This is a genomic window from Shewanella septentrionalis, assembly GCF_025370265.1.
In the GTDB taxonomy this organism is placed as follows: domain Bacteria; phylum Pseudomonadota; class Gammaproteobacteria; order Enterobacterales; family Shewanellaceae; genus Shewanella; species Shewanella hafniensis.
Genome location: NZ_JAMTCC010000036.1, coordinates 32,442 through 52,150, shown reverse-complemented (window position 1 = coordinate 52,150; position 19,709 = coordinate 32,442). Strand labels below are relative to the sequence as shown.

The following is a 19,709-nucleotide window of genomic DNA, read 5'->3' as shown; positions in this document are numbered from 1 at the left end:
CACTAGTAAGAAAGTGGTTGCGGGAGCCGGATTTGAACCGACGACCTTCGGGTTATGAGCCCGACGAGCTACCATGCTGCTCCATCCCGCGTCCGATATCTATCTGTTTTACTTTACTATTTTGCTTTAAATTGGTTGCGGGAGCAGGATTTGAACCTACGACCTTCGGGTTATGAGCCCGACGAGCTACCATGCTGCTCCATCCCGCGTCCGTCTTCAAAGCGGGGCAGACTATAACGGCAGTGCCCTTGCAATGCAAGGACGAAGATTGAAAAAGGTGGTGAACGCTTAAATATAAAGCGGGATGGGCGGCATTCATACGATTTACGTATAAGTTGGGGATTTTTCGTCGATTATCTTAGGCCAAGACAGTGACTAAATGGGGCTTTGGCTAATAACTGTTTATCTTTTATGTATCCGAGCAGGTATAATGTCGCTTTGATTTTGACTGCGTACTGATTATCCCATGCTTAATTTTTTTGCCGCCGCCCCTAAGGGCTTTGAATATAGCTTAGCCCAAGAGCTGACAGAATTTGGTGCGACTGAAGTAAAAGAGAGTGTTGCTGGTGTGTATTTCACTGCCTCTTTAGCTTTAGCGTATCGCATCACTTTATGGACACGTTTAGCCAGCCGCATTGTGTTGGTTATCTATAAAGGAAGCTGCGAGTCGGCAGAACAACTCTATAATGCAGCCTATTGTGTCGATTGGCCGGCACACTTTTCCAATAAAAGCACTTTTAGTATCGATTTCCATGGTACGGGTGGTTTTCTTAATAATACCCAGTTTGGCGCCTTGAAGATTAAGGATGCGATTGTCGATCGTTTCCGTGACGATGATATTGAGCGTCCGAATGTATCTCGCGTTGATGCTGAATTTAAAGTCGATGCGCATTTCCGTAATGGCGTGATCACGATTGCGATGAACTTCTCGGGTCCATCGCTTCATCAACGTGGCTATCGTTCGACCACAGGTGAAGCGCCATTGAAGGAAAACTTAGCCGCTAACATGCTCGTACGCAGTGGCTGGCAAGCGGCGCCTTCAACCTTGCTCGATCCTTTCTGTGGTAGCGGTACAGTGCTGATTGAAGCGGCGTTAATGGCAGCCGATATTGCCCCTGGTCTGCAACGTAGCCGTTTTGGTTTTGAACATTGGCGTCGCCATGATAAAGCCGTGTGGCAAGAAATCGTTGAAGAAGCGAAAGCGCGTGCTTCATTAGGCGTGAAACGTTGCGAGATTAAATTCTACGGTTCTGATATCGATTCGCGCTTAGTCGCGTTGGCGAAACGTAATGCCGAAAATGCCGGTGTACTGGAGTTAATCGAGTTTCAAGTTGCGGATGCTTTAACGATAGCGCCGCCTGCGGAAAGCGGCTATTTGATCACTAACCCACCTTATGGTGAGCGTTTAGGCAATGTGTCTGAGTTATTGCAGCTTTACTATCAGCTGGGCGACAAGTTTAAGAAAGAGTTTGGCGGCTGGAAAGTGGCCATGCTGTGTAGTGATATCGAACTGGTGTCATCGCTAAAGCTTAAAGCCGATAAACAAATGAAGATGTTTAACGGCGCGCTTGAATGTGCTTTTAACATCTATACCTTACATGCCAACAGTACTCGCCGTGATACGCCAGTGCTGCCAGATGGCGTCGACATTGCCGATATCGCTCCAGCTTTTGCTAACCGCATTAAGAAGAATGCCAAGTTATTAGAGAAATGGGCGAAGAAAGAAGGCATCGATAGCTATCGTATTTACGATGCCGACATTCCTGAATATAACGTCGCAGTAGATAAGTATTTAGATTACGTGATTATTCAAGAGTATATGGCGCCAGCGACCATACCTGAAGCCGTGACTAAGCGTCGTTTAAGTGATGTGTTATTAGCACTGCCATCGGCCATTGGCATCAATCCTAACAAGATGATCATGAAGACCCGTGAGCGTCAAAAGGGCACGAGTCAATATCAAAAGCTGGATGAGCGCAAGTTAGAGCTTATCACTACCGAATATGGCGCTAAGTTCAAGTTGAACTTAACCGGTTATTTGGATACAGGTTTATTCCTCGATCACAGATTGACACGTCGTTTAGTTGGTCAAAAGTCTAAAGGTCGCCGCGTACTGAACTTGTTCTCTTACACAGGTTCAGCTTCTGTGCATGCAGCGCTTGGCGGTGCTAAGTCGGTAACGACGGTAGATATGTCCAATACCTATATCGCTTGGGCGAAGGACAACTTTGCGCTCAATGGCCTGCAAGGTAAGCAGTATGAGTTTGTTCAATCTGACTGCATGCAGTGGATTAGGGATTGTAATGAACAGTACGATCTGATCTTTATCGATCCGCCGACCTTCTCAAACTCTAAGCGCATGGAAGATTCGTTTGATGTGCAACGGGATCATGTGAATTTACTGGCATCCTTAGTGAAACTGCTCAGCCCAACGGGAGAGCTAGTGTTCTCTAACAATAAACGTAAGTTTAAGATGGACATAGAGACGCTGACAAAGATGAACATTAATGTGACGAACATTGATGACATGACTTTGCCTATGGACTACAAACGTAATCCACATATCCATAATACCTGGCTTATCACCCATGCCTGAGTTGACTCAAGCAGAGCGGGATAACAGGCCTTATCTGCTATATCACACAGATGGCTGCCATCTGTGTGAACTGGCCGCGGCGTTACTGGACGCGGCCGACATTGGCTATCGGGCCATAGATATATGTGACGATGAATACCTCGCGCAGCGTTATGGCGTATCGATCCCTGTGCTTAAAGCCTGGGATGATAGAGAATTACATTGGCCATTTAACGCAACGCAATTACAAGAGTTTACAGGAGCTTAGTTTGAGTCTGGTTCGTATCAATAGTGGCTCTTTAGCCTATGGTTACACTCCGTTGTTACAAAAAGCGGATTTTACTATTCAACGCGGCGAGCGCGTGTGTATTGTTGGCCGTAATGGTGCCGGCAAGTCGAGTTTATTAAAAGTGTTATCCGGCGATGTGCTGCTGGATGAAGGCGAGTTCAATATTGCCGGTAATGTGAGTGTTAGTCGTTTACAGCAAGACCCGCCAAAAGCTGAGCAAGGAACGGTATACGCGTATATCGCGGCAGGATTAAAGGAAGTGGGTGAGGCGCTTGAGCGTTATCATCAACTGTCCCACGATGTCGCCCATGCCGATCCAGAACAAATGGATCGTATGTTAAATGAGATGCAAGGTCTGCAAGAAACCTTAGATCACTATAATGGTTGGCAGCTCGATTCTCGCATTCAACAAAACTGCGAGTTGTTAGGCCTCGACCCTGACAAATCGTTGAGCGAGTTATCCGGTGGTTGGCAGCGTAAAGTGGCGTTAGCCAGAGCACTGGTCAGCGAGCCAGATCTGTTGTTACTTGATGAACCGACCAACCATTTAGACATAGACACGATTGAATGGCTTGAAAAATTTTTACTTGATTATCAAGGTGCTATCGTGTTTATCAGTCACGATAGGGGCTTTATTGCCCGTATGGCGACGCGGATTGTCGATTTAGACCGTGGTGTTGTGACCTCATGGCCGGGCAACTATCAAATGTATCTTGATGGTAAGCAAGAATGGCTGCGCGTTGAAGCTGAGAAAAATGCCTTGTTTGACAAGCGTCTCGCCGATGAAGAAGTGTGGATCCGTCAAGGCGTTAAAGCCAGACGTACCCGTAATGAAGGCAGAGTGCGCGCACTTAAAGCGCTTCGTGATGAGCGCAGTGAACGTTTGAATCGTCAAGGCAACGCTAAGATGGCGGTATCGGATACCGAACGTTCTGGTAAGTTAGTATTTGATGTTCAAGATCTTAACTTCAATCTGCCCGATAAAAATCTGGTGAAAAACTTTAATACCACAGTGATCCGCGGTGACCGCATTGCGCTGATTGGCCCGAACGGCTGTGGTAAATCGACCTTGATCAAACTATTAATCGAGAAGCTGCAACCGCAATCGGGCGAAATTAAAGTCGGCACTAAGCTCGAAATAGCTTATTTTGACCAATATCGCGAAGCCTTAGATCCTGAACAAACGGTTGAAGATAACGTTGGTGAAGGTAAAAAAACTATCACGATTAATGGTCAAGACCGCCACATATTAAGTTATTTGCAAGACTTTTTGTTCTCGCCTATGCGCGCCAGAACACCAGTGAAAGCGCTGTCGGGTGGTGAGAAGAACCGTCTATTACTGGCTAAGCTATTAATTCGCCCTGCAAACTTAATCATACTCGACGAACCGACCAACGATCTTGATATTGAGACTCTAGAATTGTTAGAGTCGCTGCTAACTGAATATCAAGGCACACTTTTGTTGGTGAGCCATGATAGGGCATTTATCGATAATACCGTCACCAGTAGTTGGTGGTATGCGGGTAATGGCCATTGGAGCGAGTATGTTGGTGGTTATCAAGACGCAGTGAATCAGGGGGCAAAGTTTTATTCTGAGGAACCTAGTTCGCAAAAGGCGGTCGAAGCTCCAGCGGTTGAAACGAAAGCCGTTGAAGTTAAGGCTGCGGAACCTGCGAAAGCGGTAAAAAAACTGTCGTATAAGTTACAGCGTGAGTTAGAGTCGTTACCCACTGTGATGGAGCAATTAGAGGCCGATATTCTCGCATTGCAGACCACCATTGGACATTCAGACTTTTATAGTCAGGCGCAGGATAAAGTCAATCAGGTATTGAGCCAGTTGGCGGATAAAGAAAAGCAATTGGAAGTTTGCTTCGAGCGATGGGAAGAGCTTGAGTCACTGAAGTAAACCAATAATAAAAATGGGAATAGAATTAATGAAGTTACAGTTGGATAAAGCCCTTTCCTTGGTTGCCTTAGGTGTCCTTGGTGTATTAAACAGTGCCCATGCTGCACCTGTCTATGAAATCGTTAACCTTGATGATTATGATCTGCCGCTCTCTGACAGCTTCCAAGGTGCCCGTAATGGTTATGCCTTAGGCGTTAATGCTAACGACGAGTTGGTCGGTATCATCAAAGGTAAGAAAAAACTTAGTACATCTGATGTGGAAGGCGGAGTTATTGATGTCGAAGATGGTATAGCCAAAGAGGAAACTATTACCTATTCAATTACTTCGGCGATTATTGCCAATAACTTTGCTTTTATCGCAGCACAAAATGGTGCTTATGGCGCATGGAAGCCAACTTTTGACAGTATCAATGGTACTACACCACCGAGTGATACTTCGATTGTCAACTCAGTCGATACTTTTTACTACGGTATTAATGATGCGGGCGTGAAAGTAGGTAGTATGACTGCGCCTGAAAAGAAAACAGAGAATACAGCCACTGCAGATGTAGCCGATGATTATTGGTATTACCGCGACTACGAGTTCCGCGGTGTTGCGAAATCCGGCAATATTGAAATTCCACTGGAACCGCCTTTTACGAAATATGTAAAAGATGATAAAACGGTTGAGTTAGGCGGATGGTCTGCGGCAACAGCCATTAATAACAATAATTTAGTAGCGGGTTATGCCAGTATTGATATCAGTAAATATGGTAGCGATCGTGTCAATTATTGTTTAGGAACGGATAATACCTTGCCGTTGGATATTTGTGTGCAACGTGAGCAATATCCGAACTCTACGGGGACACGTAATATTCAATATCAGACTCGTGGCTATGTATGGCAAATCGAGAATGATGTAGCCACAGGCACTGAGTTGCCTCTAGGTTTAACGCCTAAAGCTGATAATACCTTGACTTTTACTGCTCAAGCGCTCGGTTTGAATGATAACGGTGTCGTTGTTGGTCGTTCACACGTTTATCGTAATAATGATACAGATAAGCTGCGTCAAGATGCAGCCTATTGGTCTAAGGACTTCGAAGGGAACTATCAATACCATTGGATCCCTATGGGAGATTCAATTTCAAGTTCTATCGCCTATGATATTAATGACAGTGGGATTCTTGTTGGTAGTTATCGTAGTTATATCCAAGGCTATTTACGTGATAAGTTTTTCGTATTTGATACCAATACGCCGGAAGTTGCCTATGTGACTCCGAATGATTTTGGCTCAACGGCAACGGATCTTTCAAGTAAGCCAAAAGATATTAACAATAAAGGCCAAGTTGTTGGTTATATTGAAACGACTTACGACAAAGAAAAGCCCCGTCCTAAGGCTGGTTTCTTGTATGAGAAATCAACAGGTGAATTCAGCAATCTTAATAACCTGTTAACTTGCGAGTCTAAGGGTTATGAAAAGGGCGCGGATGGTAATTGGAGCCGTCATAAGGTTGAATTTACTGATGGCACAGGTAAGTTGTTGACTTATAACAGTGATATTCTCGTTGTTGAAGCGACTAGCATTAATGAAGATGGCACCATAGTGGGTACTGCCTTTATTCGTAAACCTTCGTTTCAGTTAGATTCTAAGGGTAATATTATTGTTGGTGAAAATGGAATGCCGTTATTTGAACTCAGTGGTAATGGTAATCCAGTTACAGCCTATGTTCCGCGTATGGTCGTGTTAAAACCGGCCTCTAGCGGTGAAGCTTGTACTGTAGTTGATGAAAACACTGATAATAGTAATTATGAACGTCAAGGTGCAGCAACCCTAGCTTGGTTATTTGCCTTGCCATTAGTGTGGTTCCGTCGTCGAATTCGTTAAATTTTAAGCTTCAATTCAGACTTAAAAAATCGAGGCAAAATGCCTCGATTTTTTTTAATCATGATCTCAATAGTTTAATAAATAGTCGATAAAATGGACGATTTTTTGATTGATCTTGGCGTCAAAAAGCACTATTCCTATGTGTGAAGCTTTTGCTTCTATTTTATGTAGAACAGAGGACGCTTGCATGAAAAGACAAAAACGAGATCGTTTAGACAGAGCTTTTTCAAAAGGATTCCAAGCTGGGGTTGGTGGACGCTCTAAGGAGCTCTGTCCATATGCAAATCTTGATTCGCGATCGCAGTGGTTAGGTGGTTGGCGTGAAGGTGTAGATGGCCGAGTTAATGGGCTATTTAATAAATAATTGAGTTTTACCTCACTAATTAAATAGCCCAGAATAAGTAAAGTAATGCAGCATATTGCCCTCAGATGAGGGCATTTTTATATCTGCAGTACTTATATCTTCAGTGTTTTGGAGTAAGGCGGATTAGAATGTAGAGGTATCGCTAAAGACACCGACTTTAAGATCGGTTGCACTGTAGATCTGACGGCCATCCACTTCAAGAATTGCATCGGCAATGCCCATTACCAGTTTACGGTGAATAGTACGCTTGATATTGAGCTTGTAAGTGACTTTCTTCGCGCCAGGTAATACTTGGCCCGTAAACTTCACTTCACCGACACCTAGTGCACGCCCTTTACCTTCAGCGCCTTCCCAGCCTAAATAGAAGCCAACGAGCTGCCACATGGCATCTAGGCCTAAACAGCCTGGCATCACAGGATCGGTTATGAAGTGGCAGTCGAAAAACCATAAGTCTGGATTAATATCGAGTTCAGCGACAATTTCACCTTTGCCAAACTCACCGCCATTATCATTGATAGTGACGATTCTATCCATCATCAGCATGTTATCGACAGGTAGACGAGGTGAGTTTGGACCAAATAATTTCCCATGGCCACAGGCGATGAGTTCTTCTTTATTGAAACTGTTTGCTTTATTCATTGTTTTACTACTCCAGCAATAAGAGCCGCCAAGATTAGCGAACACGTGTAAGCTAAACAACTCCGATCAGCTAATTAGCGGCGAAAAAATCCCAATTTTGCGAGCAATCTTGTGATTAGACCGATTTCCTCCTCTCCATTTCCTGCGAGCTTATCTAATCGTTCCTGTACGAGGCCGTATAATGAATCATGAGGGAAATCATTATCTTCATCGGCAACACCCGCGGGCATTTGCATTAATAGCTCTACAGCCTGATCCATATGCTCAATGGCATAGATATGAAACAGTCCTTTGCCTACAGCTGTAATTACTTTGGGATTAAGATTTAGCTGTAGCACGTTCGACTTGGGCATAATAACGCCTTGTTCTCCGGTAAGTCCGCGGCGCTCACACAGATTAAAAAAGCCTTCAATCTTCTCGTTGATACCGCCAATCGCTTGCACATTACCAAATTGATCCAATGCGCCGGTAATCGCCAGTGATTGAATAATGGGCTGCTCGGCAATCGCCGACATCAAACAACAGTACTCTGCGAGTGATGCACTATCGCCATCAATTTCTTGATAGGATTGCTCGAAAACGATATTGGCGTTCAGATGTAAAGGTGCGTCTCGTCCAAAGATACGGTATAAACAGGCTGAAAGGATCATCATGCCTTTGGCATGTATATTCCCGCCAAGTTCAGATTTTCTTTCAATATCGGCTACTTCACCATCACCGTAGTGAACCGATGCCGTGATCCGCGCAGGTTCACCATAGCTATAATCGATAGCATCAATCACAGTTAAGCCATTGATTTGGCCAACCATAGCACCCGAAGTTGGCAGATTTATGAAATTGTCATCGAAGCTTTGGCCTGAATATTCTTCCGAACTGTTATGCCGATAGTTGGCTTGGGTTAACGCGTGCTCAATACTGCTTGCATTGATACTTGGTTTACCACGGTAGGCTTTTGCTTGCACCATGAGTTGGGCAAACTCGAGCATAGACAAACTGAGACGACGTTGATGTTCGGTTAACCGTGCACTATAACGAAAGAGTGGCGCTAAGCTGGATTGTTCAAGCGTGACATCCACGCTTTGGGCAACCGCTTGCAGCCATGTGACGTATTGTGACTCTTTATAACGCACCAAGTCGATTTCGCTGGCGAGTTCAGCTAGTAGTGTAAAGTGACGTTGAAATTGCCAATCCTCTGTTCTGACTTGGCTATAAATCATCCCAGCACCAACGAGGACAATCTTACAGTTCAGTGGAATAGGACTTAGGCTGCTGCTAATTTGATATTCTTTATGGGTAAGGATTTGCATCACTAATTCCCATAAACCTTCACGTTTCCACAGTGACTCGGCGCAAATAAATACATAATGGCATTGGGCAAGGGCGCCAGCTTTATACTGACTCGTTGTCCCAGTTTGCACCATACGGCCAACTAAATCAGCGCGGCGAATATTACCACTAAGGTAGCAATAGTGAGTGGTTTTCTCGGCAATACTTCCTTGATTTTCCAGTGGCTTATCGGACTGCCACTGAAATGTTACCGCCTTATCAATCGGACGTGTCGCCACTAAATACGCAGGGGATAGAGGTGCTAGGCTATCGATACAAGCTTTGATGATTAACTGGCGGTCAATACTCGGGAAATCGGCTAAATATAAGTGTTGATCGACAATAGCTTGGTGGAGTTTAAACGCATCCACAGTGCGCTTTTGCCCTAAGAGTAATGCGCTTAGATTAGCATCCGTTTCAGAAAGGGTTGGCAGGCTAAATTCAGGTGCGAGTGAAGACGTGGGTATCAAGAGTGAATTCATATAAGCATTTACCGTGAAAAGTTACAGTGATTTTACCATACCAAGACGACAAGTCTCTCACTGTATAGGTGTTTTTACGTCTGTTTGCCCGATTATTCGTTAAAACGGGTGATGTATTTGCCGTAAAAAACACCTGAGTGGATATAAGTTGAGCATTTGATTCAAGAATTAAAAATTGAGGTTTACAAGCTAGCGGTATGCTTATATTATTTTCGGCGTTCGGAGGGGTGGCAGAGTGGTTTAATGCACCGGTCTTGAAAACCGGCGTGGGTTTATAGCCCACCCAGGGTTCAAATCCCTGCTCCTCCGCCATATTTAGTCAAAAAGCCGCTAAGCAATTAGCGGCCTTTTGCATTTATATAGTTTGAACCCTTGGGTTCCTGATTTTAAGCGCAGCTCCTGCGCCATATTCACGAGAAAGGCCATCAGTAATGATGGCTTTTTTGTTTGTGTGATTTGAACCAAGGTTCCTCATTCTAAGCGCAGCTCCTGCGCCATATTCACGAGATAGTCTATCAGCAATGGTGGCCTTTTTTGTTTGTATGATTTGAACCAAGGTTCCTCATTCTAAGCGCAGCTCCTGCGCCATATTCAGGAGCTAGGCTATCAGCAATGGTGGCCTTTTTTGTTTGTGCAATTTGAATCCCATGTTTTCATTCAAAGCTGCGTTACTGTGGCTGATTAGCGGCATTTTAGTCCGCTCTTTCTATTTATGGTCTACACTCAAATCCGTGGCCAACTTAATGGTTTTTATGGCCTTTAAAATTTGCACTAGGATGGTGCGACGTATGATTCTCGACAATCTTGGGTCATACGGCCGAGCAATTCTCCCATCTGGGTGACTTATTTTAAGTAGAGAAAGCTATGTGGTTACCAACACGTATTTCGCAGCGCCTCACTATGGGCAGCATAGTGCTGCTTTTACTGACCGGACTTGCTGTTTTTGGTGTGATGTCACTTAGGGGGCAACCTCGAGTAGTGGCGGCGAGTCAAGAGTTAATCGAGCAAACCGGTAGCAGTATCGTGAGGCAACTCGCGCTCAAGCTTGCAAGCATTGAGGGCATTACCTTAAGCCTTGCACATCTCGCAGAAGTGTTACCCCACGAGCAAGCTCTTTACCTTAATTCCTTACCCAATCTAATTGATAATAATGGCGATCTCACTATCGCTGGCGGCGGGATTTGGCCTGAGCCTGATAAATTTGTCGCTGGAAGTACCCGCCATAGTTTTTTCTGGGCCCGTGGTAGCGATAATTTGCTGGCTTATTCCGATGACTATAATGCGCAATCTGGCCCTGGCTATCACAATGATCCTTGGTATACAGGGGCACGCACGAGTTCAGTATCCCAGTGCCTATGGTCTGAAGCCTATCAGGATACCGTGACGAAAGTGGCGATGGTGACATGCAGTGTGCCATATCGTCTGACGGGGACATTTGCCGGGGTCGCAACAATAGATTTGAAACTTGATGATTTAGCAAAATTTCTAACAGAACATGGCAATGTAACTGACGGCTATGCTTTTGCTTTAGATCAAGCGGGTAATATCTTGCATTTTCCTGAAGCGAATAAGTCCGACACTATGCTGCGCTTTACCGATCTCGTCGGGCAGTTACCTTGGCTTACCCCCGTTGAAGCTGCGCTTAAACAAACCTCAATTAATAACGTTATTTCAGTGAGTTTAGATAAGGATGGAAGACTCAATCAGGCGAGCGAGGTAAGCCTTTTTGTGATGCCTGATACCGGATGGGTGATTGGTCTTGTAACGCCAAAGACTCGAGTCACAGGGCTTGCCCGTGAGCTGACCTTTGATATTTTGTTGTTTTTATTGCCCTTGCTCGCCATTTTACTTTATTTGGCTTGGTTGTCGGGGAAAAAACTGTTGGCGCAACTTGAGGAAACCACAGATCAAATTGCTTCCCTTGGGAGCGGTAATTTGGGCGCCAATGTCGAGCTGCAAATTCAGCGGGATGATGAAATTGGCGCTTTGCGTCGAGCTGTAAATACCTATGCGGGTACACTGAGGGCAATGCTAGATTTGATCACCCAAGAGGCGAAGAAAGTTCAGTTTGAGGCAACGCAATTAAGTGGTCTCAGCCATAGGTTAGCCCAACGTGCAGAACAGCAGCGTCTTGAGAGTGCGCAACTCGCCGCGGCGATAACACAAATGTCGTCAAGCGCGATGGAAGTGGCGAATAACACTAACGATTGTGCTGCAACGGCGCAATCCTCTTTAATTGTGGTGCGGGAAGGGCAAACCCGAGTGTCATCCAGCAATGCCTCGATTGAGGCATTAGCGGGGGAGATCGCCAATGCGACCAAGGTGATATCCCAGTTGGCTCAAGATAGCCAGAAAGTGGGCGCCGTATTGGATGTGATCAAGGCGATTTCAGAGCAAACTAATCTGTTAGCGTTAAATGCGGCAATAGAAGCGGCAAGGGCGGGGGAACAGGGTCGCGGCTTTGCGGTTGTTGCCGATGAAGTGCGAACTCTTGCTGGTCGTACTCAAGATTCCGCCAATGAAATCAGTACCATGATTAATGCTTTGCAATCAGCATCTCGGCTTGCGGTACAAGCGATGCAAACGGGCGAGTCCCGCACTGTCCACGCAGTTGCTGAGGCTGAGGGAGCGGCCAGTTCTCTATCGAGTACTGTACAAAGTTTCGATGATATTTCGCAGCGAGCCCAGCAAATTGCTTTAGCTGCTCAGCAACAAAGCCAAGTGACTCAGGAGATCAATGAGTTGGCGGTGAGGATTAATAGCATTAGTGAAGATAACTCACTTGATGCGACCGCACTCGATGCGTTAAGCCTTGAAATGCAGAAACTATCCGACCGTTTAATCAATATTAATCGAGCTTAAGTCTAATATCCTGATAAAAAGTTATGTAGTGGATCGCCTTGTTAGTGGCGCTTTAACTGACCGGAAATTCAAAGCATAAGTCGAATTATGCGATTTTTTAAGCAAATTGGATGTAGATTGACCATGTGGATTGCTATTTTAAATTAAGAGTTTACAGCGGAGTAGGAGATAGCTATTATCTCGCTCGTTCGGAGGGGTGGCAGAGTGGTTTAATGCACCGGTCTTGAAAACCGGCGTGGGTTTATAGCCCACCCAGGGTTCAAATCCCTGCTCCTCCGCCATATTTTACGAGAAAGGCCATCAGTAACGATGGCCTTTTTTGTTTGTGCAATTTGAACCAAGGTTCCTCATTCTAAGTTCAGCTCCTCCGCTATATTCACGAAACAGGCCATCAGTAATGATGGCCTTTTTTGTTCGTGCAATTTGAACCAAGGTTTCTCACTCTCAGCCACAAGTTTTCTGTTTTTACTTTGAAACACGTTTTTTAATCAAAAATTGAATTTGAAATAACCAATTAACACGATTAAGTATAAATTTAAGTTTACAGTGGCAGTAGAGATCGCTATTATCTCGCTCGTTCGGAGGGGTGGCAGAGTGGTTTAATGCACCGGTCTTGAAAACCGGCGTGGGTTTATAGCCCACCCAGGGTTCAAATCCCTGCTCCTCCGCCATATTTAGTTAAAATGCCGCTAAGCAATTAGCGGCATTTTGCATTTACATCGTTTGAACCCTTGGGTTGCTGATTTGAAGCGCAGCTCCTACGCTATATTCACGAAACAGGCCATCAGTAATGATGGCCTTTTTTGTTTGTGCTGTACTACCGATCCAACAAGCATTTAGGCTGATAGCGCTTTGTGTATTGCTTCGTTTTTAAACGCTTTTTATTGGTATGCTATTCTGGAACCCTTTCTTTAAATATCATCTAGTTAACAATGTTGAATTTATGCTTTGCTAAATGGGGTTGTTGGGCTAAATTAGCCTTATGAACTCGTTATCCGTCTGCTGTGTTGCTTTGTTTAACGCGCGGATCGAGCTGTAAATTGTAAAAGGTGGGTTAAGTTGATTTCGATATATTTGGTTGACGATCATGAGCTTGTGAGAACTGGGATCCGCCGCATCTTGGAAGATGAACGTGGGATCAAAGTGGTGGGCGAAGCCCCTGATGGTGAGACTGCGGTGCAGTGGGCTCGCCAGAACGAAGCCGATGTGATCTTAATGGACATGAATATGCCTGGGATGGGCGGACTGGAGGCCACTCGAAAAATTCTGCGTTATCAACCCCATGCTAAAATTATTGTGTTGACTGTGCACACGGAAGATCCATTCCCGAGCAAGGTCATGCAGGCTGGCGCTTCGGGTTATTTGACGAAAGGGGCGACGCCGCCGGAAGTATTGCAGGCGATACGTCAGGTGTCTCGCGGCCAGCGTTATTTATCCCCTGAAATTGCCCAACAGATGGCGCTGAGTCAGTTTAATCCCGCCGATGAAAACCCGTTTAAGTCTCTGTCTGAACGTGAGTTACAAATCATGTTGATGATCACCAACGGCGAGAAGGTAAACGATATTTCTGAGCAGTTGAACTTAAGCCCTAAAACCGTTAACAGCTACCGTTACCGCCTATTTGCCAAACTGGGGATCAGTGGTGATGTCGAGCTAACGCGGTTAGCTATTCGCTATAAGATGTTGGATGCTGGCCATTTTTAATAGTAAGTGAATTTCGTTGGTCGATGGCTTGAGTCGTGTGAGTTCGTGGGTTAAATGTTGCCATGTTGTCTGTGTTAACTCTGCAAAACTGTGGGTGTAAATGATGTCGAATGAATTTAACGCCCAAAGTTTTTTACGTACGGTTTCATCCTCCGCTGGGGTTTATCGCATGTATGACGTCAAGAATGACGTCATTTATGTGGGTAAAGCCAAAGATCTCAAAAAACGGCTTACCTCGTATTTTCGTAAAAACCTCGCTAATGTTAAGACCCAAGCCTTAGTCTCGCATATTCACCATATTGATGTGACGCTGACCCACAGCGAAACCGATGCGCTGTTGCTTGAGAATGATTACATCAAGCAATACATGCCAAAATACAATGTGTTATTGCGTGATGACAAATCTTATCCTTACATACTGTTAAGCCAGCACGAACACCCAAGGCTCGCTTATCATCGTGGTCCGCAGCGGGAAAAAGGCCACTATTTTGGCCCTTATCCTAACGGCGGCGCCGTGCGTGAAAGCCTGCATTTAATGCAGAAGCTGTTTCCAATTCGTCAATGTGACGACCTTTACTACAAGTCTCGCTCACGCCCTTGTTTGCAATATCAACTTTCCCGTTGTAGCGCGCCCTGTGTGGGAAAAGTCAGCAACGCTGATTACGATGAGCAAGTGAAACTCGCCAGCCTGTTTTTAAAGGGCAAAGATCAGCAAGTGATCAGCGCCTTGGTTGACAAAATGGAGCTTGCAGCCGAGCGACAAGCCTATGAGCAAGCTGCACGATTTCGCGATCAGATCATGGCGCTGCGTAAAGTCGCCGAACAACAGGAAGTATCGAATAATAAAGGCGATATGGATGTCATCGGTGTGCATTATTCGTCGGGCATCGCCTGTTTCCATTTGCTGTTTATCCGCGAGGGTAAAATCTTTGGCAGTCGCAGCTATTATCCTTCCGTACCCGCCCAAACCGATATGGACGAAGTGCTGCGCTCTTTCATCCTGCAGTTTTATTTAAATGCGGATATTCAACGCACGATCCCAAAGGAAGTGGTGATTAGCCACAACTTTGAAGAATTACATGAACTTGAAGCGGCGGTTTCTGAGGCATTAGATAAAAAGTTTTCGATTAAGACCAATGTACGCGCCGACAGGGCAAGCTTCTTACGGTTAGCAGTGACCAATGCGACGAATGCCGTAGTTACGCGCTTGTCCCATAAAAATACGGTCGAACAGCGTTTTGTGTTACTCGAAGAAATCCTTGAATTGAGTGGGCCTATCCAGCGGATGGAATGTTTCGATATCAGTCATACCATGGGGGAGAGCACAGTTGCCTCCTGTGTGGTGTTTAATCGAGAAGGGCCGCATAAAGGCGAATATCGTCGTTATAACATCGAGGGTATTACGCCGGGCGATGATTACGCGGCGATGAAGCAAGCGGTCAGCCGACGTTTCGATAAGATTGAAGCAGGCGGTAAAATCCCTGACATTCTGTTTATCGATGGTGGACTCGGGCAGTTGCGTATTGCCCAAAAGATAGTGGATGAAAAGTTTGTTCATTTGGATAAAGCGCCGCAGCTTATTGGGGTGGCGAAAGGTGAGGGCCGTAAACCTGGGCTTGAAACCTTGATCTTAGGGGATACTGAAACCAGCTTTTCCCTCGAAGGGGACTCGCCAGCACTGCACCTTATCCAACATATTCGTGATGAATCCCATCGATTTGCAATCACTGGTCACCGTAACCGTCGCCAGAAAACCCGTAATACTTCAACACTGGAATCGATCCCTGGTATTGGTCCTAAACGTCGTAAAGCTTTGTTACAGCATTTAGGAGGCTTGCAGGAAGTGAAAGGGGCAAGTGTGGCGGAATTAGTCAAAGTACCAGGGATCAGCATAGAAATGGCACAAACCATTCATGATGCATTGCGAGGGTGATAAAATTAAGGCAAGATTGGCGCTGCTTTTGACTAACTGGTTTGATCATGCCGTTTAACTTACCTATAGCATTAACTCTTTTCAGGCTTTTTTTACTGCCCATTTTCGTGGTGCTGTTTTATTTACCCTATGACTGGACCCCTTTTGTTGCCGCATTTACCTTTTGGCTCGCGGCGTTAACGGATGCATTAGATGGTTATGCTGCCCGTAAATTGAAGCAATTAACCCGTTTTGGTGCTTTCCTCGATCCAGTCGCTGACAAGTTGATGGTGATAACAGCCTTAGTGCTGTTAGTCGATCAATACGCCAATATCTGGCTGACTATGCCAGCACTATTTATGATAGGCCGCGAGATTGTCATTTCAGCGTTGAGAGAATGGATGGCTGAAATTGGTAAACGTGGTACTGTCGCCGTGTCTTGGATTGGTAAATATAAGACTGCCGCGCAAATGGTGGCGATTATTGGCCTAATTTGGCAATACAATCCTTTAATGACCAATGCTGCGTTTGTGCTGTTATATATCGCTGCAGTATTAACTTTTTGGTCAATGATGAGTTACATTTTAGCCGCTTGGAAAGATCTGACTGCTGAATAGTGCAATAAAAAATCAAAGAGATTATTTAGTGTGCAAGCAGTAAGTTATCGATAAAACAGCGGTTGACACTGGGTGGTAAATCGGTAGAATGCCACCCCGTAGACAAGAGACGATGTGAAAACAAAATCTTAACGCTACTGAATATTGAAATGTGATATTCTCTCAGTTGATAAGGTTAAATACGATACCTTGTTGATTTGAGTCAATAGTAAAACACAATGCGACATTAGCTCAGTTGGTAGAGCGATACCTTGCCAAGGTATAGGTCATCGGTTCGAACCCGATATGTCGCTCCAATATTCTTGAAGTCTAATTTTGGTTAATCAGAGTTAGCAACTATGGCGCGATGGCAGAATGGCTATGCTGCGGATTGCAAATCCGTCGATCTCGGTTCGACTCCGGGTCGCGCCTCCATAGATTAACGTATTAATGACACGATTCCCGTCGTTAATATAAAGAGTTTGCCCGAGTGGTGGAATCGGTAGACACAAGGGATTTAAAATCCCTCGCTGGTAACAGCGTGCCAGTTCAAGTCTGGCCTCGGGTACCATTTTTTTTGATGATAATGGTAAAGATAAAATCCTAAGCTTCAATAGGTTTTTATTAAAGATTTGATTGTTGTATTAAGCGTTAGCTACATAGAGTTAATAATATTTATGACATGATTCCCGTCATTGATATTCAGAGTTTGCCCGAGTGGTGGAATCGGTAGACACAAGGGATTTAAAATCCCTCGCTGGTAACAGCGTGCCAGTTCAAGTCTGGCCTCGGGTACCAAAAAAGAAAAAGCCTCAACGAAAGTTGAGGTTTTTTTGCATCTGGATTCCCACATTTAGTCAGTATTGTTCGCGAGAGGTTTAAGGCCAAGCTTGACTGACACGCTGGGTGTGCCGTTTCCGATATAAGAGATTATCTCAATGTGTTGAACTAATCTCGCTTGCTTTAGTTAGCAGGACTTCTTGCTGCGGGCTAGTCATGGGGCGGAGTGCTGAAAACCATTGCATCACGTAACAGCGGTACGTTTCAAGCTGATAGCATCAGCTTGAAGCAAGCCAGTAGCTATGCTGATTTAACTCTTCTTGTGCAGAGAAGTCAGAGCGATAAGGCGTGAGATTATTTCGGCTGAAACGCAGGTCGTTAGTTTTTTGCCTTGGTTTAACCTATTTATGCTTGAGATAAACCTAGGAATAGAAAACCTATCGATAAAATCCTAGGCATAAAAAAGCGCCAGTAAAGACTGACGCTTTTATTAACCCTACCTTTGTATTAACGCTATAGGGTCGGTTTATGCTCGCTAAGCAAGGGAACTAATTAAGGTCTATTGCCAATCGTCGCTATTCCAGCGGTATAACCAAGTCGCAGCTAGGGGTTTATCGTCTTTCTTAAGCTGTAATCTCAGTTCGGCTACATTGGTGCTTTCTGGTTCGAAGCTGACAAATACCCGTGCACCATTGATGTCAGGGTGGGCAACAATCCGACTAGACAGGATTTTGCCTTTGCTGATACTGGCATCGATACTAATCTTATCAATATCTTGTGGCTTGATATTACTAAAGTCGACGAGTAACTCTTTACCCTTGCTGAGCACTTGTCCCTTCGAACTGCGGACCACCCGCGCTTTTGACGCGATCGAAGGGCTGTCGTTTGACGCTGTCATACGATAGGAATATTTATAGGGTTGATCTTTTTTCAGGCCGCCTTGCGGCTCCCAATAGGCAACTATGTTGTCGTTGGTTTCAGCACTCGATGGGATTTCAATCAACACCAGCTGGCCCTTGCCCCAATCATTAAGTGGCTCAATCCACGCAGAAGGGCGAAGTTGGTAGTTTGCACTCAGATCTTGATAGTCTTCGAATTTACGGTGGCGCTGGATCAGACCAAAACCTTTAATATCTTCATCGGCAAAGGCGCTGACTTGCAGTTTGTTGGGATTATTTAGGGGGCGCCATAGACGCTCGCCATTACCGCGATCGATTTGCAGACCGTCGGAGTTGTGTACTTCTGGGCGGTAATCGGGTTTATCCGAGTTATCTAATCCACCAAATAGGAACATAGAGGTCAGCGGTGCAAGGCCAACATGTTGAATATCTTTGCGTGGGAACAGGGTTACATCCACTTCGACACGTGATGGTGCGCCAGGATAAATACCAAAACGATATGCCCCCGTGACACTTTGGCTGTCGAGCAGGGCATGCACCACAATCGCCGTTTGGTATTTGGATGGTCGTTCAACCCAAAAACGCTTAAACAATGGATATTCTTCGCCTTTAGGCTGGGCGACATCTATCGCTAAACCGCGATTCGACAGGCCATAGGTTTGCCCTTTAGACAGAACGCGAAAATAGCTTGCGCCTTGAAACATGATGAATTCATCTTTTACTTCATCGTCATTGATGGGGTAATGCAAACGCACGCCAGCATATTGACCCAATTGGGTGATGAGTTTTTCGATGGCGTCACTGGGCACATCGAACGAGGCTTCAGTGAGCTCAATCGGTATCGCTTTGCTGTTTTCGACCACGTCGATGTCGACGAGGTTTTTATAGAGAAAACCAGGAGCAAAAAGCTGTACCGAAAATTTAGTGGGTGTACCGCCCCAAATCGCGGCATTTTCTTGATAATTGATTTTGCCATAGGTGGCAAAATCAAGATCGATCAACTCTTTAGGCGCTTTCTTGGCTTCTTTAAATGGTTTTTGCGACAGTTGTTGCGCGAGTTCGACCACAGTATCGTGGGTAAAATTTTTAGATTTTTTTTCTGGGACAGGCGCAGGTGCTGCGGTTGTCTCTGCCGCTGCGGCATTGACGTTATTTATGCCGACGACGTAGACGATGGCGGTCAAGATGAAAAAAGGTAGTTTTTTGAGTAATGCCGGATAACCGGTAGGGTAATTCATCGTATGATTCATTCGCAAAATGGAAACTCCTTACTAAAATGACGCTGATTCATAGGCACAATATATGCTTCAGTCTATCTAATCCCTAAATATTAATAACTTGTCTGCTACAAAATCCTCAGTTGTGGGATCTGACTCGCTGAGGTGAGCGGTAATTTTACCTGTGTAGCAGGATATTTGTAACATAAATTATGATTAGTGCTATTTAGGTGCTGCTCTGGATACTTTGCTGCATGGTTTAGCCATTAATAACAGAATTGCGAATGTGCTCGG

The 19,709-nt window shown here is 45.0% G+C and carries 12 protein-coding genes and 9 tRNA genes; 16 read left to right on the top strand and 5 right to left on the bottom strand.

All coding sequences use genetic code 11. The features are described 5' to 3' along the window. Window positions 1–14 precede the first annotated feature (14 nt). Both NE536_RS18130 and NE536_RS18125 read right to left on the bottom strand, forming a co-directional pair. A tRNA-Met gene (locus NE536_RS18130) sits at window positions 15–91 on the bottom strand. A 41-nt stretch (window positions 92–132) separates the two neighbouring features. Continuing rightward, window positions 133–209 (bottom strand) — tRNA-Met (locus tag NE536_RS18125). A gap of 257 nt (window positions 210–466) precedes the next feature. On the opposite strand from NE536_RS18125, the gene rlmKL reads away from it, so the two are divergent. The 5 genes from rlmKL (at window position 467) to rmf (ending at window position 6,998) form a co-directional block, all read left to right on the top strand. Beyond that, window positions 467–2,596 carry a bifunctional 23S rRNA (guanine(2069)-N(7))-methyltransferase RlmK/23S rRNA (guanine(2445)-N(2))-methyltransferase RlmL gene (gene rlmKL / locus NE536_RS18120; protein ID WP_259541595.1) on the top strand — a complete coding sequence of 710 codons (2,130 nt, stop codon included), beginning with the start codon at window positions 467–469 and terminating at the stop codon, window positions 2,594–2,596. After that, window positions 2,589–2,843 carry a glutaredoxin family protein gene (locus NE536_RS18115; protein WP_261273545.1) on the top strand — a complete coding sequence of 85 codons (255 nt, stop codon included), beginning with the start codon at window positions 2,589–2,591 and terminating at the stop codon, window positions 2,841–2,843. The genes rlmKL and NE536_RS18115 overlap by 8 nt, the downstream gene beginning before the upstream one ends. A gap of 1 nt (window position 2,844) precedes the next feature. Next, on the top strand, window positions 2,845–4,770 hold the full coding sequence (locus NE536_RS18110; RefSeq protein ID WP_006082076.1) for an ABC transporter ATP-binding protein: 1,926 nt from the start codon (window positions 2,845–2,847) through the stop codon (window positions 4,768–4,770). Window positions 4,771–4,798: 28 nt separating this feature from the next. After that, window positions 4,799–6,634: a DUF3466 family protein gene (locus NE536_RS18105; RefSeq protein WP_261273544.1), complete on the top strand. Its 1,836-nt coding sequence runs from the start codon at window positions 4,799–4,801 to the stop codon at window positions 6,632–6,634. 187 nt (window positions 6,635–6,821) lie between these two features. Further along, a complete protein-coding gene (gene rmf / locus NE536_RS18100) occupies window positions 6,822–6,998 on the top strand; it encodes a ribosome modulation factor (protein ID WP_006082074.1) in 177 nt (58 codons plus the stop codon). 123 nt (window positions 6,999–7,121) lie between these two features. Here the strand turns inward: rmf and fabA are convergent, their stop codons facing one another. Then, window positions 7,122–7,637 carry a bifunctional 3-hydroxydecanoyl-ACP dehydratase/trans-2-decenoyl-ACP isomerase gene (gene fabA, locus NE536_RS18095; RefSeq protein WP_006082073.1) on the bottom strand — a complete coding sequence of 172 codons (516 nt, stop codon included), beginning with the start codon at window positions 7,635–7,637 and terminating at the stop codon, window positions 7,122–7,124. Between the two features lie 74 nt (window positions 7,638–7,711). After that, on the bottom strand, window positions 7,712–9,445 hold the full coding sequence (locus tag NE536_RS18090) for an AAA family ATPase (protein WP_261273543.1): 1,734 nt from the start codon (window positions 9,443–9,445) through the stop codon (window positions 7,712–7,714). 221 nt (window positions 9,446–9,666) lie between these two features. Between NE536_RS18090 and NE536_RS18085 the strand changes: the two genes are divergently transcribed. The 11 genes from NE536_RS18085 (at window position 9,667) to NE536_RS18035 (ending at window position 17,317) form a co-directional block, all read left to right on the top strand. After that, window positions 9,667–9,757: transfer RNA gene (locus NE536_RS18085), tRNA-Ser, on the top strand. A 552-nt stretch (window positions 9,758–10,309) separates the two neighbouring features. Further along, a complete protein-coding gene (locus NE536_RS18080) occupies window positions 10,310–12,307 on the top strand; it encodes a methyl-accepting chemotaxis protein (RefSeq protein ID WP_261273542.1) in 1,998 nt (665 codons plus the stop codon). A gap of 190 nt (window positions 12,308–12,497) precedes the next feature. Beyond that, window positions 12,498–12,588: transfer RNA gene (locus NE536_RS18075), tRNA-Ser, on the top strand. A 299-nt stretch (window positions 12,589–12,887) separates the two neighbouring features. Further along, window positions 12,888–12,978 (top strand) — tRNA-Ser (locus NE536_RS18070). Window positions 12,979–13,366: 388 nt separating this feature from the next. Continuing rightward, a complete protein-coding gene (uvrY, locus tag NE536_RS18065) occupies window positions 13,367–14,011 on the top strand; it encodes a UvrY/SirA/GacA family response regulator transcription factor (protein WP_006082070.1) in 645 nt (214 codons plus the stop codon). Between the two features lie 103 nt (window positions 14,012–14,114). Beyond that, window positions 14,115–15,944 (top strand): excinuclease ABC subunit UvrC, encoded by a 1,830-nt coding sequence (gene uvrC / locus NE536_RS18060; RefSeq protein ID WP_261273546.1) that lies wholly within the window; start codon window positions 14,115–14,117, stop codon window positions 15,942–15,944. 47 nt (window positions 15,945–15,991) lie between these two features. After that, window positions 15,992–16,540 carry a CDP-diacylglycerol--glycerol-3-phosphate 3-phosphatidyltransferase gene (pgsA, locus tag NE536_RS18055; RefSeq protein ID WP_006082068.1) on the top strand — a complete coding sequence of 183 codons (549 nt, stop codon included), beginning with the start codon at window positions 15,992–15,994 and terminating at the stop codon, window positions 16,538–16,540. 220 nt (window positions 16,541–16,760) lie between these two features. Beyond that, window positions 16,761–16,836 (top strand) — tRNA-Gly (locus NE536_RS18050). Window positions 16,837–16,880: 44 nt separating this feature from the next. Beyond that, window positions 16,881–16,954 (top strand) — tRNA-Cys (locus tag NE536_RS18045). Between the two features lie 49 nt (window positions 16,955–17,003). Then, window positions 17,004–17,090, top strand: a tRNA-Leu gene (locus NE536_RS18040). 140 nt (window positions 17,091–17,230) lie between these two features. After that, window positions 17,231–17,317, top strand: a tRNA-Leu gene (locus tag NE536_RS18035). A gap of 541 nt (window positions 17,318–17,858) precedes the next feature. Here the strand turns inward: NE536_RS18035 and NE536_RS18030 are convergent. Next, window positions 17,859–19,454 carry a glucan biosynthesis protein G gene (locus NE536_RS18030; RefSeq protein WP_425347539.1) on the bottom strand — a complete coding sequence of 532 codons (1,596 nt, stop codon included), beginning with the start codon at window positions 19,452–19,454 and terminating at the stop codon, window positions 17,859–17,861. Between the last annotated feature and the right edge of the window lie 255 nt (window positions 19,455–19,709).